Source organism: Inquilinus sp. YAF38 (genome assembly GCF_052113205.1).
In the GTDB taxonomy this organism is placed as follows: domain Bacteria; phylum Pseudomonadota; class Alphaproteobacteria; order DSM-16000; family Inquilinaceae; genus Inquilinus.
This window is the reverse complement of record NZ_JBFRCU010000030.1, coordinates 42,221-56,993: the sequence shown is the minus strand read 5'-3', so window position 1 is coordinate 56,993 and position 14,773 is coordinate 42,221. Positions and strand designations below refer to the sequence as shown.

Below are 14,773 nucleotides of genomic sequence, written 5' to 3'. Positions count from 1 at the left end.
GTGCTGCCCTGGATTGCTTCGCTGCGCTCGCAATGACGATTAGGGAATGCAGCAGCCCTTGCCCCGAGGACCGATGATGGACCGCACCGTGGCCCAGCCCGCTTCCCCGACCGCCGGCCAACGCGGCCGCGCCTGGATCGAGCCGCTGCTCGACAACCTGGTCTGGCTGATCCTGCTGGTGGTCCTGGCGATCTTCTCGCTCGCCATCCCGGGCTTCTTCCAGACCGGCATCTTCACCAACATCCTGGAGCAGTCGACCTTCGTCGGCGTCCTCGCGGTCGGGCTGTCGCTGGTGATCATCGCCGGGCAGATGGACCTGTCGATCGAATCGACCATGGCGCTGGCGGCGATGATCACGGCCCTGCTGTTCGGCACTGCCGGCGCCGGGCTGGGCTGGACGCTGGATCCGCCCTGGCTGGTGGTGCCGGTCACGCTGGTCGGCGCCATCCTGGTCGGCTGCGTGGTCGGGCTGGTCAACGCCGTGCTGGTGGTGCGGTTCAAGATCAACGCCTTCATCGTCACCCTGGCCGGCTTCATCGCCCTGCGCGGCGCGGTGGTGGCGTCGTCCGGCGGCCGGTCGGTGTTCGGCCTGCCCGCCGAGATCCGCGCGGTCTCGACCAGCAATCTGTTCGGCATTCCGGTGCCGGGCCTGATCCTGATCGCGGTGTTCGTCGTCTTCGGCCTTATCCTGCGGAAGACGCCGTTCGGCCGGCACCTGACCATGATCGGCGGCAACCCGCAGGCGCCGTTCCGCGCCGGGATCAAGGTCGACCGGCTGGTGATGATCGCCTTCGTCCTGGCCGGCGGCCTCGCCGCCTTCGCCGGCTGGCTGCTGGCCGCCCGCACCGCCGGCGCCACCGCCAATCTCGGCTTCGGCATGCTGTTCCAGACCTTCGCCGCGGTGGTGATCGGCGGCGTCAGCCTGAAGGGCGGCGTCGGCGGCCTGTCCGGCGTGTTCGCCGGCGTGCTGCTGCTGGCCGCGATCCAGACCGCGATCAACGTCATGGGCATGCCGCCGCACTACACCCAGGTGATCCAGGGCGTCCTGGTGCTGGTTGCGGTGCTGCTGGACACGCTGAAGACCTCGGTCCGGAAGCGGTATCTCTAGGCTGCGGCACCTTCCAGCGCCGCCATGAACCGGCGGCGCCAATGGCCGATGTCGTTGCCGCGCAGCACCCGCATCATCGCGGCGTGGCGCTCGCGCCGCTCCTCCACCGGCATGATCAGGGCCCGCTCCAGCGCCTCGGCCACGCCTTCGACGTCGAACGGGTTGACGATCAGCGCCGTCTCCAGCTCCTCCGCCGCGCCGGCGAATTCCGACAGCACCAGCACGCCCGGATCCTCCGGATCCTGGGCCGCGACATATTCCTTGGCGACCAGGTTCATGCCGTCGCGCATCGGCGTCACCAGCCCGACTGCGGCCGAACGGTAGAAGCCCAGCAGCGTCTTGCGCGGCACGCTCTTGTTCAGATAGCGCAGCGGCACCCAGTCGATGTCGGCGAACTCACCATTGACCGACCCGGCCAGGCTTTCCAGCTGGTGCCGGATCTCCTGGTACTCGGCGACGTCGCTGCGGGTCGGCGGCGCGATCTGCATGTAGCTGACCCGGCCGCGTCGGTCCGGCCAGCGCTCCAGCAGGGTGCGGAACGCCTCGAAGCGTCGCGGCAGGCCCTTGGAGTAGTCGAGCCGGTCGACGCCGATGATCAGGTCGCGCCCGACCAGGCTGTCGCGCAGCCGGTGCGCCGAGCGCATGTTCCAGGCGGCCGGGGCGTCGGTCGCGATCTCCTCGGTCTCGATCGAGATCGGGAAGGCCTCAACCACGATCCGGCGGCCGTCGATCTCGACCCGCCCGTCGGTGGTCTCGCGCCAGCTGCGGTGCCAGGCGGCCAGCAGGGCGTCGCGGTCGCGTGCGGTGTGCAGCCCGACCACGTCATAGGCGGCGAGGTCGCGCAGCAGCTCCTCATAGGTCGGCAGGGTGCGCAGCACCTCGGGCGTCGGGAACGGTGTGTGCAGGAAGAAGCCGATCGGCGCCGTCACCCCGCGGTCGCGCAGCGCCCGGCCGAGCGGGATCAGCTGATAGTCATGCACCCAGATCCGGTCGCCCGGGCGCAGCAGCGGCATCAGGGCATCGGCAAACTGGGCGTTGACCCGGCGGTAGCCGTCCTCCGCCGCGCGGGTGTAGTGCACCAGCTGGCTGCGGTAGTGGAACACCGGCCACAGCGTCGAATTGGCGTGGCCGTTGTAGTAGAGGTCGAACTCCTTCGGCGTCAGGTCGAGCATGGCATAGGTCAGCGGCCCGGCGCGCTTCAGCTTCGGCTGCGGCGACGCATCCTCCGCCAGCTTGCCGCTCCAGCCCAGCCAGACGCCGCCGGTTTCCTTCAGCGCCGCGAGCACGGCGACGGCCAGGCCGCCCTGCGGCGCCTTGCCCTCCTCGACCGGGGCGATGCGGTTCGAGACCACGATCAGGCGGCCCATGCCGGTCCCTTTTCGTCAGCGGGATGCGGCCAGCCGCGCGATCCAGTCGCGCATGGCCGCGGGATCAGGCAAACGCCGGTTCGCCACGGTCGGTTCCCTGTCGCCGACCTGGAGTGCGACACCGTCATGCCGCAGCGCCGCGGCGAAGGCATCCTCGTCGGTGACATCGTCTCCCGCCGCCAGCGGCCGGCGGCCAGCGAAGGGCGGCAGCGCCAGGAAACGCTCCACTGCCGAGCCCTTGTCGACGCCGTCGGGCTTGAACTCGACCACCATCTTGCCGGCCAGCGCGTGCCAGCCCGCGGTCCCGGCCAGGAGCGTCTCGGCAAAGGCGATGACATCGGGGCCGAGGGCGGTCGCCTGGCGGTAATGGATCGCCACCGCGGCGCCCTTAGGCTCGACCCGCAAGCCGGTCTTTCCGGTAGCGAAATCCGCCAGCGCCGCGGCCAACCGGGCGAGCACCGTGCGGTCGACCGGGACGCGCTCGACCGGCCCGGCCGGCGCGGCGCGCCACTCCAGCCCATGCTGGCCGGCGGCGGGCAGGGACAGCGGCGCGAACAGCCGGTCGAGATCCGCGATGGCGCGGCCGGAGACCAGGGCCAGGGCGCCGCCGATGCGGGTAGAAAGCCGTTCGAGATCACCGATCAGGCCGGCCGGCACCACCACGTCCTCGGGCCGCTCTGCCAAGTCGATCAGGCAGCCATCGACATCGAGAAACAGGGCCATGCCGGAAATACTGTCGGCGGAGGCAGTCGAGTCGAGGGGCTGCGGTGGCATGCGCGCCGAAGTCTCCATGTCAATTTTGCGTAAAGATTGCCGATCCGGAACGAAATTGGACACGACAACAGATGCACCAGCCGCCGGACCTGGCCGGCGGAGCGATGCGTCTGTTTTCTGTTTTAGGGATGATGGTTTGCTATTGCAAGGGAACGGGCCGGATTTTTCCCGATTCCGTCCTTAGTCGCCCCCGAGCTGCGCGCGGAAGAAGGCGGTGACATCGCCGTTGAGCCGCCGATGAAAGGCGGCGCGGTCGAAGCCTGGGGCATCGACGCACACCATCGCCCAGGTCTCCGGCTCCAACGTCTTCAACTTCGGTGGGCACGGCTGCAGGAAGGCAAAATGGCCAGCTCCTTCGACCACATGGAAGTCGGGCTGGGTCGGCAGCGCCTGGCGGATCACTGCGGCGTTGGTGGCTACGGGCACCCGTTCATCCTCCGCACCGTTCCAGAGCTGGACCGGCACGGTGACGGAGGCCAGCGCCGCCTTGTCGAAGGCAAAACCCAGGCCCGGCGCCGCGATCACCGCGGCGCGGATGCGCGGGTCGTGGACGAACACCGGCGACGGCAGCTCATCAGTCCGAGGTATCTCGGATACGCCGGGCCCTCCGGTCTTGCAGACCCACTCATCGGGGACCTGCCGGCAATGCTGGATCAGCAACCGCAGGTCGGGCGTACCGCCGATCGCCACCAGAGCGGTGAATCCGCCGTACGAAAAGCCATAGATGCCGATCCGGGCGGGATCGAGACGGTCGCGCCCGGACCAATCCGCCAGCATGTGATCGAGCACGCGGGCGATGTGGCGCGGCCGGTCCACCATCCGACGCGCCGCGGGGTAGCTGTCGTCCTGGTAGTTGTTGCCGGTGTGGGTGACCGCGACGACCACGAATCCGGCCTCGGCCAGCGCCTTGGCCAGGTCGGCATGGCCGCCGAGCCAGCCGCCGCTGCCATGCGAGATGACGATGAGGGGCAAGTGATCGCCCCGGATCGGCCCGTCCACGGCCAGCGCCTGGCGGACCGGGGTGTTCGGCTGGTCCGGCACCGGCGCGTCGCTGGGATACCAGATGCCGATGGCGAGCGGCCGGTCCGACGGGTCCGGCGCCGTCGCGCTCTGGAAACCGACCGCTCCTGCCTGCCCCGCGGCGAGCAGGAGCGCGGCGGACAGCATCGTGGCCAGGATCCTCATGGCTCCCCCTTCGCGCCTGTCGGGCACGGCATTGAAAACGCGGATTTTCGGAAGGTCGGCGACGGGCGCCGAAGTCAGTCGGCGTAGCCGATGCGGGCGCGGACGAACTCGCCCTTGATCGACACCAGCGGCGGGTGGCCGGCGGCGGCGGGGATGGTGCTGTCGACCATGGAGACCCGGGCGTCGACGTCCCAGCTGACCGGGGTGCCGCGGCGGAAGCCGAGGTCGAGGTCGGCGGCTTTGGCCTCGATGCGAATGGCTTGGCCCGGATCGTCGGCGCGCAGGGTCGCCTGCAGCGCCTCGGCCGACAGGTCGAGCGTGCGGGCCTGGCCGGCCAGCGACAGCTCAGCCGCCTGGGCCTCGACCGTGACGGCGCCGAAGCGGCCGTTCAGCGTGGCCGAGACCGCGGCCGGCCGCAGCGCCAGGTTGGCGCCGGGCCGAAGGTTGAGCGACAGTTCCGGCCGGCAGTCGCGCGGCCAGACCGAGGATTGTTCGTGGACATCGACGGTCAGGACCCGGCCCTCGACCCGCAGGGTCGCAGCACAATCCTCGGACTCGTCCAGCGTCGCCAGCAGCGGCCGGCCGGGGTCGGTGGTGGCGGCGACCGACAGGCCGCCGCCGGTCACCACCACCGTGTCGACCCCCGAGAGGTCGACCGGCGCAGCCAACTCCGCCGCGGAGGGATCGGCGGTGCCCAGTCCCGCCAGGAAGGCCAAGGTCTGCAACGAACCCATCACGATCCCTCCTCGATCGGCCAGCCTTCAGGCGCGGCCGGGTTTCAGCGGTACAGCGGCGTGCCGCCGGCGACGGCCATCCAGCCGCGGAAGATGCGGTAGGCGGTCCACAGCCACAGCAGGCCCAGGAGCGGCCAGCCGATCAGCACCCAGGTCAGGGCGCCGAACAGCAGGCCGAGCAGCAGGAACGCCCAGAAGGTGCGGATCGCCCAGGTGAGATGGTCCCAGCCGACCGTGCCGCGGGCCTCGCCGCGCGCCAGATAGGCGATGACCACGCCGATCAGCATCGGCAGGGCGGTGAACAGCGAGACGGCATAGATCGCGTAGACGACATGGCCGACCGTGCCCAGGCTGCCGCGCGCGCTGCGCGGCGAGACGATGTCGTAATCCGGTCGGTAGGAGGCGGCCATTGCTGGCTCCTTTCTTCAGGGTGAGAGACCTGGACTCAGCGGCCTTCGAGGTCGCGGAAGTCCCGGTTCAGCTTGAATTCGCTGGAGGTGACGTAGCGCTCCATCCCGGCCAGGCGCTGCTCCAGCTCGCGGAAATTGTGGCGGATGGCGGAGAAGGTGTCGGCCGGCTGGACCGAGACCGAGCGCCAGAACACCTCCTCGTCCGGGCTGCGGTACAACAGCCGCGGCCGGCGCTTCAGGAACACCGCCGCCGCCAGGTAGGCGATCAGGATGTGCGGGAAGAAGATCAGGCCCAGGACCACGGCGCCGACGCGGACCTTGCCGGGCGAGACGCCGAAATAGGCGGCCAGACCGGCGCAGACGCCGAGGAACAAGCCGTTGTCCGGATCGCGGTAGAGACGATGCGGGTTCGGCGATTCGGTGAAGCGCCCGGTCATGGCGCCGGCCTCCGCCACTGCGGCGCCTCGGCGTCGAGGATCTTCTCGAGCGTCACGATCCTGTGCTCCATGCGCTTGGCGCTTTCCCACAGGTCGACCAGCATGCGCTCATCCTCGCGCGACAGCGTGCGGGACGAGCGCCAGCGGGTGACGTAGTGCAGCACCAGCCAGATCGGCGCCACGATCACCAGGAAGACGATGACCGGGACGAAGAAGAAGGCGTGAAACATGGTCGTCCTTGCGTCTGCGGCCCGGCGTTTCCGCCGGGCCGGTTTGACGAAACCGATCAGCCGCCGGTGCGGCCGAGGCGAGCCTTGATCGCCTGCAGCTCCTTCTCGACGCCGCTCTCGGCCTCGAGATCCGCGAACTCGTCCTGCAGCGTCTTGCGCCGGCCGAGATCGAAGGATTCGACCTGGCCCTCCAGCGTGTCGATCTTGCGTTCGATCTGCTCGTAGCGGGACAGCGCCTCGTCGATCCGCCCGTCATGCAGCTGGGTGCGGATGCGGATCTGGTCGCGCGCCGCGTCGTGCCGGATGGTGAAGGATTTCTGCTTGTTCTTGGCCTCGGTCAGCTTGGCCTCGAGCCGGCCGAGATCCTCGTTGGTCTTGGCCAGGGCGGCCTCGATCATCTCCAGCTCGCGGCGCAGCAGCTCGGCCGCGGTCGCGGCCTGGGCCTTGGCCACCAGCGCGCCCTTGGCCAGGTCCTCGCGGCCCTTCTCGACCGCCAGCTCGGCCTTGCGCTGCCATTCGGCCTGCGCCGCCTCGAGCTGGTTGCCCTTGCGCAGGATGTCCTTCTTCTCGGCGATCGAGCGGGCGGCAGCGGCGCGCACCTCGACCAGCGTGTCCTCCATCTCCTGCACGATCAGCCGGACGATCTTCTCGGGATCCTCGGCGCGGTCGAGCATGGCGTTGAGGTTGGAATTGATGATGTCGCCAAGGCGGGAAAAGATACCCATCACACGGTCCTCTTTCGGTCCTACAGGAACAAGGAAGCGATCAGCACGCCGGCGCCGAAGAACACCCAGTTCTCGGTCGGCCGGCTGGTGATCCAGGCCAGTAGGCGCTCGCCCGTGCGGCGCCAGTCGGCGGTCCCGGCGCTGCGCCGGGTGCGGGTGCCGGTCGGGTCGAAGCCGTAGCTCATTCGGTCCTCCTCAAGCCCCGATGCATTCGGGTCATCCCCTGGGTTGCAAAGCCCGTGCCAGAGTCGGGATTGGCTGATTTCCGCCGCTCCACCCCAATCGCAGCTTGATCATTCGGCGAAAATTTCCAATCCTTTGGGAAATTTCACCGAGCCGGAATCATGGCCGACGGATTGCCGCATCTGCTGGGCGAGGCGCCCGCCTTCGCCGACCTGCTGGACCGAGTGTCGGCCGCGGCGCCGTTGGACCGGCCGGTGCTGGTGATCGGCGAGCGCGGCACGGGCAAGGAGTTGATCGCGGCGCGGCTGCACTTCCTGTCGCCGCGCTGGGACCGGCCCTTCGTCAAGCTGGACTGCGCCGCGCTGTCGCCCGAGTTGCTGGAGAGCGAGCTGTTCGGCCATGAGGCCGGCGCCTTCACCGGCGCGGTCCGGCGCCATGTCGGCCGGTTCGAGCGCGCCGACGGCGGCACCCTCTTCCTGGACGAGCTGGCCAATGCCGGCCTGCGGGTGCAGGAGAAACTGCTGCGGGTGATCGAATACGGCGAGATCGAGCGGGTCGGCGGCACCCAGACCATGACGGTCGACGTCCGCGTCGTCGCCGCCACCAATGTCGACCTGCCGGGCGAGGTCGCGGCCGGGCGGTTCCGCGGCGACCTCTTGGACCGGCTGGCTTTCGACGTGCTGACCGTGCCGCCGCTGCGTGCCCGGCCGGAGGACATCCCGCTGCTGGCCGGCCATTTCGGGCAGGCCATGGCCCATGCGCTGGACCGGTCGGGCTTTCCCGGCTTCGCCCCGGCGGCGATGGCGGCGCTGCACGGCCATCCCTGGCCCGGCAACATCCGCGAGCTGAAGAACGCGGTCGAGCGCGCGGTCTACCGCACCCCGCCGGACGAGCCGGTGGCGGAGATCGTGCTCGACCCCTTCGCCTCGCCCTGGCGGCCGAAAGGGCTGCAGACTGGAACCGGAGCCGAGGCTCTCGGCCCCGCTGCCGCGACACCGGCCATGCCCTATGATTTCCGGAGCGAGATCGCGGCGGTCGAGAAACGCTGGCTGGAGGCGGCGCTGCAGGCCCATGGTGGGCACCAGGGCCGGGCCGCGACGGCGCTCGGCCTCGGCTACGACCAGCTGCGGCACCTGCTCCGCAAGCATGGTATCTCGGCACGATCGGGGGGAGACGATCGATGAAGACCGTGCTGATCACCGGCTGCAGTTCCGGCTTCGGCTTCGCCACGGCAAAGCGCTTCGCCGCCGCCGGCTGGTCGGTGCTGGCGACGCTGCGCGGATCGGCGGACCGGCCGGAGGCCGCGGCTCTGGCCGCCATTCCGGGGGTCACCGTGCTGCCGCTCGACGTCACCGACCCGGCGCAGCGGGCCGCGGTGGCGGCCGCGGTCGCTGGCGGCCTGGACTGCCTGATCAACAATGCCGGCTACGGCCTGTACGGCCCGCTCGAGGCGCTGGACGACGACCAGATCCGGCGCCAGATCGCGACCAATCTCGAGGCCCCGATCCTCTTGACCCGCGACCTGCTGCCGGCGCTGCGACGCAGCCGCGGCCGGGTGATCAACATCTCCTCGGTCCTCGGCTTCATCGGCACGCCGTTCATGGCGATCTACACCGCCAGCAAGCACGGCCTGTCCGGCTTCAGCGAGGCGCTGCGGCTGGAGCTGGCGCCGCATGGCGTGCAGGTCTGCGCGGTCGAGCCCGGGCGCCATGACACCGGCTTCAACGCCCGGCTGGACCATCCGGTACCGGCCGCGGATTCGCCCTATCGCAGCAAATACGACCGGGCCATGCGCCGCCGGGCGGCGCTGGGCGAGGTGCCGCCGGAGCGGGCTGCCGCGATCGGCGGCCGCACGGCGGACCGACTGCTGCGCCTGGCCGAAGCCCGCCGGATGCCGGCCCGGCTGCGCCTGGGCACCGATTCCAAGGCGGTGTTCTGGGTGAAGCGGCTGATTCCGGCCGCCCTGTTCGACCGCCTGATGATCGCCGCCACCAGCCGCGGGTTGAATTGAAGATCTGCGATCAGCAATAACCGGACCTTGACCATTGCATCGATCTTCGACGATCTCATAGCTGGCGATGTCTCAGGGAGGGGAAGGCGACATGGCTGAGGGAAAACGCGATCCGCGTCTCAGGGCCGGACCGGCACGGCGCGCGGTGCTGGCCGGCCTGGCGACGCTTCCCCTGCTGCCGGCATCAGGGCAGGCGCAGGCGGCCGCCGCCCCGCAGGTCACCATCGCCACCGCGCTGGGGGACTTCACGGTCGAGGTCTATCCCGACCGCGCGCCGTTGTCCGCCGCGGATTTCCTAGCCTATGTCGACAAGGGGCTGCTCGACAACCAGTCGGTCTATCGCATCGTGTCGATGGCGAACCAGCCCGACACCGTCCGGGCCAAGATCGAGGTGATCCAGTTCGGCTGGCGGGCGGCCGACGGCAATGACGACGCCCCGCCTCCGTTGCCGCCGGTCGCGCATGAGCCGACCAGCGTCACCGGCCTGAAGCACCAGGACGGAACGCTGTCGATGGCGCGGCTCGCGCCCGGCACGGCCAGCAACGCCTTCTTCATCTGCATCGGCGATCAGCCCGAACTGGATTTCGGCGGGCGCCGCAATCCGGACGGCCAGGGCTTTGCCGCCTTCGGCCGGGTGATCGACGGGATGGACGTGGTGCGGAAGATCTTCGCCGAGGCCGAGGCGGAGGATCGCCTGACGTCGCCGATCCCGATCCTGCAGGCCAAGCGGAAACCATGACCCGCCCAGCTTGGCTGTTCCTGGGCGGCATGCTTCTGGTCGTGGCGTGCTCCGCGCCCTCGTCCAAGCCGTCGCCTCAGGCGGCCCAGACCAGATCTCAGAATCCTTCCGACCTGATGAAGCAGCAGTGTCGCGGCATAATTCACAATTGCGTGTGCAGTGACGATCGCGGGCGAACCGTTCTTGCCGAGGACGGGCAGTTGCGGCCGCCTGTGACCGGTGGGTGGCAGCCGACGATGTGCGGCATACCGGTCTTCTTTCCGGACAAGGACCATCCCCATCCTTAGTAGGTGAGTTTGCGATGGCGTTGAACTGTGCCGATTTCTACGACGCCGAACTCCGTCGGCATAACGAGGCCTTCCGGGCGGCCCTCGAGGTCGGACCGCGCGATCGCGTGCTCGATATCGGATGCGGTGCGGGACAGAGCACGCGCGAGGCGGCCCGCATCGCGGTGCAAGGCAGCGTGCTGGGCGTCGACGTTTCGGCGGAGCTGCTCGAGGTCGCCCGCCGGCGCAGTGCGCAGGAGGGGTTGCCGAACGTCGCCTTCGAACAGGCCGACGCCCAGCTGCGGCCGTTTCCCCCGGCCGGCTTCGACCTGTGCATCAGCCGCTTCGGGACGATGTTCTTCGCCGATCCGGCGGCGGCCTTCGCCAATATCGGCCGGGCGATGCGGCCGGGCGCGCGCCTGGTGTGGATGGTATGGCAGGGCCGGGACCGCAACGAGTGGGCAACCGTCATCCGGCAGGCGCTGGAACCGGGGGTTCTCTTGCCGGCGGATGCCCCCGCGGCATTCTCGCTGGGCGATCCGGCCGTCGCCACGGACCTCTTGCATGCATCCGGCTTCGTCTCGGTCGAGTTTGCCGAGGTCCATGAGCCGGTCTTCTACGGCCCGGACGTCGATGCCGCCTGTGAGGCCGTGACCGGCCTGCAATTCGCCAGGGATCTGCTGGCCCGGACGGATGCGGAAGGCGATGCGGCGCGACGGCGGCTGCGCGACCTGCTCGAAGCGCACCTGACCCCGGACGGCGTCCTGTTCGATTCACGCGCCTGGATCATCACGGCCCGTCAGGCGAAAGACTAGCCTCCCTCTCCTGCGGTCATGTCTGCCCGAGTCCGGCGGCCGCGGCGCTGCCACAGGCGGCGCCTCTCCCTTCGCTGCGGCCGGCACCGATGGAGAAACAGTAACGGATTTCCTCCCGCACTGCGAAAAGGCGATTGCACCGCCGGCCCCGATTCAGGCAGGGTTCCCCGAAATCCTAAAATCGTTGCGAATGCATCGTCCTCGGGGAGGCATCATGAAGCGGAACGCTGTTGCTGTCGGGCTGCTGGTCGCGGGTTTCGCCCTGCCGGCTGCGGCCCAGGTCTCGGGCAACGTGGTCAAGATCGGCGTGCTGAACGACCAGTCCGGCGTCTATGCCGATTACGGCGGCAAATGGTCGGTCGAGGCCGCGAAGATGGCGGTCGAGGATTTCGGCGGCAAGGTGCTGGACGCCCCGATCGAGATCGTCTCCGCCGACCACCAGAACAAGCCCGACATTGGCTCGAACATCGCCCGGCAGTGGTTCGACGTCGACGGTGTCGACATGATCAGCGAGCTCACCACCTCCTCCGTCGCCCTCGCGGTGCAGGCGCTGGCGGCCGAGAAGCACAAGGTCACCATCACCTCCGGCGCCGTGACCGCCGACCTGACCGGCAAGGCCTGCTCGGCCACCGGCTTCCACTGGGCCTTCGACACCCATGCGCTGGCGGTCGGCACCGGCGGCGCCCTGGTCGACCAGGGCGGCGACAGCTGGTTCTTCCTGACCGCCGACTACGCCTTCGGCTATTCGCTGGAGGACCAGACCACGAAGTTCGTCACCTCCAAGGGCGGCAAGGTGCTGGGCAGCGTGCGGCACCCGCTGAACACCACCGACTTCTCCTCCTTCCTGCTGCAGGCCCAGGCGTCGGGCGCCAAGGTGGTCGGCCTGGCCAATGCCGGGCTCGACACCGCCAACGCCATCAAGCAGGCGGCGGAGTTCGGCATCGTCGCCGGCGGCCAGAAGCTGGCCGGCCTGCTGTTCACCCTGTCCGAGGTGCACGGCCTCGGCCTCGAGGCGGCGCAGGGGCTGGTGCTGACCGAAGACTTCTACTGGGACCGCAACGACGAGAGCCGGGCTTTCGCCCAGCGCTTCTTCGAGCGCACCAAGCGCATGCCGAATTCGGTCCAGGCCTCGGAATACTCCTCGGTGCTGCAGTATCTGAAGGCGGTGCAGGCCGCCGGCACCGATGATGGCGAGAAGGTCGCCGCCAAGCTGAAGGAGCTGCCGGTCGACGACGTCTTCGCCAAGAACGGCAAGGTCCAGCCGGACGGCCGCATGGTGCACGACATGTACCTGTTCCAGGTCAAGGCGCCGGCGGACAGCAGCAAGCCCTGGGACTACTACAAGCTGCTGGCCACCATCCCCGGCGACCAGGCCTTCCTGAACCCGCAGGAGAGCGGCTGCCCGCTGACGGCGAAGAAATAGCCGGCTGATGACGGGTTCCCAGCCGATCCTGGTGGCGGAGGGCCTGACCAAGGCCTTCCGCGGTTTCCTCGCCGTCAAGGGCGTGGACCTGAGCGTGCGCGAGGGCACGATCCACGCCCTGATCGGGCCGAACGGCGCCGGCAAGACCACCGTCTTCAACCTGCTGACCAAGTTCCACCAGCCGACCGCCGGCCGCATCGCCTTCCGCGGCCAGGACATCACCCGGCTGCAGCCGGCCGAGGTGGCGCGGCGCGGGCTGGTGCGGTCGTTCCAGATCTCGGCCGTGTTCCCACACCTGACCGTGCTGGAGAATGTCCGGGTGGCGCTGCAGCGGCCGGAGGGGCTGGCGCGGCAGTTCTGGCGCTCGGACCGGGTGCTGCGCCGGCTGGACCAGCGCGCCCTGGACCTGATCGAGGCCGTCAACCTGAGCGAATTCGCCCGCACCGCCGCGGTCGACCTGTCCTATGGCCGCAAGCGGGCGCTGGAGATCGCCACCACCCTGGCGCTCGACCCGCCGATGCTGCTGCTGGACGAGCCGATGGCCGGCATGGGCCATGAGGAGATCGGCCGCATCGCCGACCTGATCCGCAAGGTCGGGGCGGACCGCACCGTACTGATGGTCGAGCACAACCTGTCGGTCGTCGCCGATCTGTGCCACCGGGTCACGGTGCTGCAGCGCGGCGAGATCCTGGCCGAGGGCAGCTACGCCGAGGTCTCGGCCGACCCGCGGGTGCGCGAGGCCTATATGGGGTCCGAGCATGGCTGAGCCGCTGCTCCACGTGCGCGGCCTGCAGGGCTTCTACGGCGAGAGCCATGTGCTGCACGGCGTCGACCTCGACGTGTTCCCGGGCGAGACCGTGACCCTCCTGGGCCGCAACGGCGCCGGCAAGACGTCGACCCTGCGCGCCATCATGGGCATCCTGCGCCGGCGCCAGGGCACCATCCGGATGGGTGCTGTCGACCTGCTGGCGACGCCGCCGCACCGCATCGCCCGCGCCGGCATCGGCTATGTGCCAGAGGAGCGCGGCATCTTCGCCTCCCTCTCGGTGGCCGAGAACCTGACGCTGCCGCCCAAGGTGGCGGAAGGCGGCATGAGCCTGGCCGAGATCCACCGCCTGTTCCCCAACCTGCTGGAGCGGGCGGGCAGCCAGGGCACCAAGCTGTCGGGCGGCGAGCAGCAGATGCTGGCGATCGCCCGGGTGCTGCGGACGGGGGTCAAGCTGCTGCTGCTGGACGAGCCGACCGAGGGGCTGGCGCCGGTGATCGTGCAGCGCATCGGCGAGCTGCTGCGCACCCTGAAGGCGCAGGGCATGACCATCCTCTTGGTCGAGCAGAACTTCCGCTTCGCCAGCACCCTGGCCGACCGGCATTACCTGATGGAGGACGGCCGTGTCGTGGCCGAGATCCGGCGCGAGGAGATGGCCGGCAAGATGGACCTGCTGCATGAAACGCTCGGGGTCTGAGATGGAGCACGCCCCATGATCCCGCTGCTCGGCATCCCGACCCAGGTGCTGTTCGGCCAGCTGCTGCTGGGGCTGATCAACGGGTCGTTCTACGCCCTGCTCAGCCTGGGCCTGGCCGTGATCTTCGGCCTGCTCAACGTCATCAACTTCGCTCATGGCGCGCAGTACATGCTGGGCGCCTTCGCCGCCTGGATGCTGCTGAACTTCCTCGGCATCGGCTACTGGCCGGCCCTGGTGCTGGCCCCGATCGCGGTCGCCATCACCGGCATCATCCTGGAGAAGCTGTTCCTGGCGCGGCTGTACCGGCTCGACCCGCTCTACGGCCTGCTGCTGACCTTCGGCGTCACCCTGATCCTGGAAGGGCTGTTCCGCAGCCTGTACGGCACCTCGGGCCAGCCCTACAGCCCGCCGGCGATGCTGACCGGCGCGGTCAATCTCGGCTTCATGGTGCTGCCGATCTACCGCGGCTGGGTGGTGCTGGCCTCGGTGGTGATCTGCTTCGCCACCTGGTTCGTGATCGAGAAGACCCCGCTCGGCGCCACGCTGCGCGCCGCCACCGAGAACCCAACCCTGGTCCAGGCCTTCGGCATCAACGTGCCGCGGATGATCACCCTGACCTATGCCTTCGGCGTCGGCCTGGCCGGGCTGGCGGGAGTGCTGGCGGCGCCGGTCTACCAGGTCAGCCCGCTGATGGGGTCGAACCTGATCATCGTCGTCTTCGCCGTGGTGGTGATCGGCGGCATGGGCTCGATCCTCGGCGCCATCGTCACCGGCTTCGCGCTCGGCATCTTCGAGGGGCTGACCAAGGTGTTCTACCCGCCCGCCTCGAACATCGTGGTCTTCGTCATCATGGCGCTGGTGCTGCTGGTCCGCCCCGCCGGCCTGTTCGGGCGGGAGCGCTGA

The 14,773-nt window shown here is 69.3% G+C and carries 18 protein-coding genes; 9 read left to right on the top strand and 9 right to left on the bottom strand.

Annotated features, from left to right (window positions below; translation table 11 throughout):
- The first annotated feature begins 73 nt into the window (after positions 1-73).
- Positions 74-1,108 carry an ABC transporter permease gene (locus AB4Z01_RS15810; protein WP_441695169.1) on the top strand — a complete coding sequence of 345 codons (1,035 nt, stop codon included), beginning with the start codon at positions 74-76 and terminating at the stop codon, positions 1,106-1,108.
- Here AB4Z01_RS15810 and otsA read toward each other — a convergent pair.
- The 9 genes from otsA to AB4Z01_RS15765 form a co-directional block, all read right to left on the bottom strand.
- Complete coding sequence (otsA, locus tag AB4Z01_RS15805) at positions 1,105-2,475, bottom strand: alpha,alpha-trehalose-phosphate synthase (UDP-forming) (RefSeq protein ID WP_441695167.1); 1,371 nt, start codon at positions 2,473-2,475, stop codon at positions 1,105-1,107. The two genes, AB4Z01_RS15810 and otsA, sit on opposite strands and share 4 nt — an antisense overlap.
- Positions 2,476-2,490: 15 nt before the next feature.
- Positions 2,491-3,249 carry a trehalose-phosphatase gene (otsB, locus tag AB4Z01_RS15800; protein WP_441695164.1) on the bottom strand — a complete coding sequence of 253 codons (759 nt, stop codon included), beginning with the start codon at positions 3,247-3,249 and terminating at the stop codon, positions 2,491-2,493.
- Between the two features lie 180 nt (positions 3,250-3,429).
- Positions 3,430-4,434 (bottom strand): alpha/beta hydrolase family protein, encoded by a 1,005-nt coding sequence (locus AB4Z01_RS15795; RefSeq protein ID WP_441695161.1) that lies wholly within the window; start codon positions 4,432-4,434, stop codon positions 3,430-3,432.
- Between the two features lie 74 nt (positions 4,435-4,508).
- Positions 4,509-5,168, bottom strand: coding sequence for a hypothetical protein (locus tag AB4Z01_RS15790; protein ID WP_441695158.1), 660 nt, complete (start codon positions 5,166-5,168; stop codon positions 4,509-4,511).
- Between the two features lie 44 nt (positions 5,169-5,212).
- Entirely contained in the window at positions 5,213-5,578 is a 366-nt protein-coding gene (locus tag AB4Z01_RS15785) for a DUF4870 family protein (RefSeq protein WP_441695156.1), read from the bottom strand.
- 35 nt (positions 5,579-5,613) lie between these two features.
- Positions 5,614-6,015 (bottom strand): envelope stress response membrane protein PspC, encoded by a 402-nt coding sequence (pspC, locus tag AB4Z01_RS15780; RefSeq protein WP_441695154.1) that lies wholly within the window; start codon positions 6,013-6,015, stop codon positions 5,614-5,616.
- Positions 6,012-6,245: an envelope stress response membrane protein PspB gene (gene pspB / locus AB4Z01_RS15775; RefSeq protein WP_441695151.1), complete on the bottom strand. Its 234-nt coding sequence runs from the start codon at positions 6,243-6,245 to the stop codon at positions 6,012-6,014. Before pspB ends, pspC begins: the two co-directional genes overlap by 4 nt.
- 56 nt (positions 6,246-6,301) lie before the next feature.
- Positions 6,302-6,970 (bottom strand): phage shock protein PspA, encoded by a 669-nt coding sequence (pspA, locus tag AB4Z01_RS15770; protein ID WP_441695148.1) that lies wholly within the window; start codon positions 6,968-6,970, stop codon positions 6,302-6,304.
- Positions 6,971-6,990: 20 nt separating this feature from the next.
- Positions 6,991-7,155 (bottom strand): hypothetical protein, encoded by a 165-nt coding sequence (locus AB4Z01_RS15765; protein ID WP_429224675.1) that lies wholly within the window; start codon positions 7,153-7,155, stop codon positions 6,991-6,993.
- Positions 7,156-7,314: 159 nt separating this feature from the next.
- Between AB4Z01_RS15765 and pspF the strand changes: the two genes are divergently transcribed.
- The 8 genes from pspF (at position 7,315) to AB4Z01_RS15725 (ending at position 14,773) form a co-directional block, all read left to right on the top strand.
- Positions 7,315-8,337, top strand: coding sequence for a phage shock protein operon transcriptional activator (pspF, locus tag AB4Z01_RS15760; RefSeq protein ID WP_441695145.1), 1,023 nt, complete (start codon positions 7,315-7,317; stop codon positions 8,335-8,337).
- Positions 8,334-9,164, top strand: coding sequence for an SDR family oxidoreductase (locus tag AB4Z01_RS15755; RefSeq protein WP_441695141.1), 831 nt, complete (start codon positions 8,334-8,336; stop codon positions 9,162-9,164). Before pspF ends, AB4Z01_RS15755 begins: the two co-directional genes overlap by 4 nt.
- A 91-nt stretch (positions 9,165-9,255) precedes the next feature.
- Complete coding sequence (locus tag AB4Z01_RS15750) at positions 9,256-9,903, top strand: peptidylprolyl isomerase (protein WP_441695138.1); 648 nt, start codon at positions 9,256-9,258, stop codon at positions 9,901-9,903.
- A 301-nt stretch (positions 9,904-10,204) separates the two neighbouring features.
- Positions 10,205-10,984, top strand: a complete 780-nt coding sequence (locus AB4Z01_RS15745) for a class I SAM-dependent methyltransferase (protein WP_441695136.1) — start codon at positions 10,205-10,207, stop codon at positions 10,982-10,984.
- 214 nt (positions 10,985-11,198) lie between these two features.
- A complete protein-coding gene (locus AB4Z01_RS15740) occupies positions 11,199-12,407 on the top strand; it encodes an ABC transporter substrate-binding protein (RefSeq protein WP_441695133.1) in 1,209 nt (402 codons plus the stop codon).
- A gap of 7 nt (positions 12,408-12,414) precedes the next feature.
- Positions 12,415-13,173: an ABC transporter ATP-binding protein gene (locus AB4Z01_RS15735; RefSeq protein WP_441695131.1), complete on the top strand. Its 759-nt coding sequence runs from the start codon at positions 12,415-12,417 to the stop codon at positions 13,171-13,173.
- Entirely contained in the window at positions 13,166-13,870 is a 705-nt protein-coding gene (locus AB4Z01_RS15730) for an ABC transporter ATP-binding protein (protein WP_441695128.1), read from the top strand. The genes AB4Z01_RS15735 and AB4Z01_RS15730 overlap by 8 nt, the downstream gene beginning before the upstream one ends.
- A gap of 15 nt (positions 13,871-13,885) precedes the next feature.
- Entirely contained in the window at positions 13,886-14,773 is an 888-nt protein-coding gene (locus AB4Z01_RS15725; RefSeq protein ID WP_441695125.1) for a branched-chain amino acid ABC transporter permease, read from the top strand.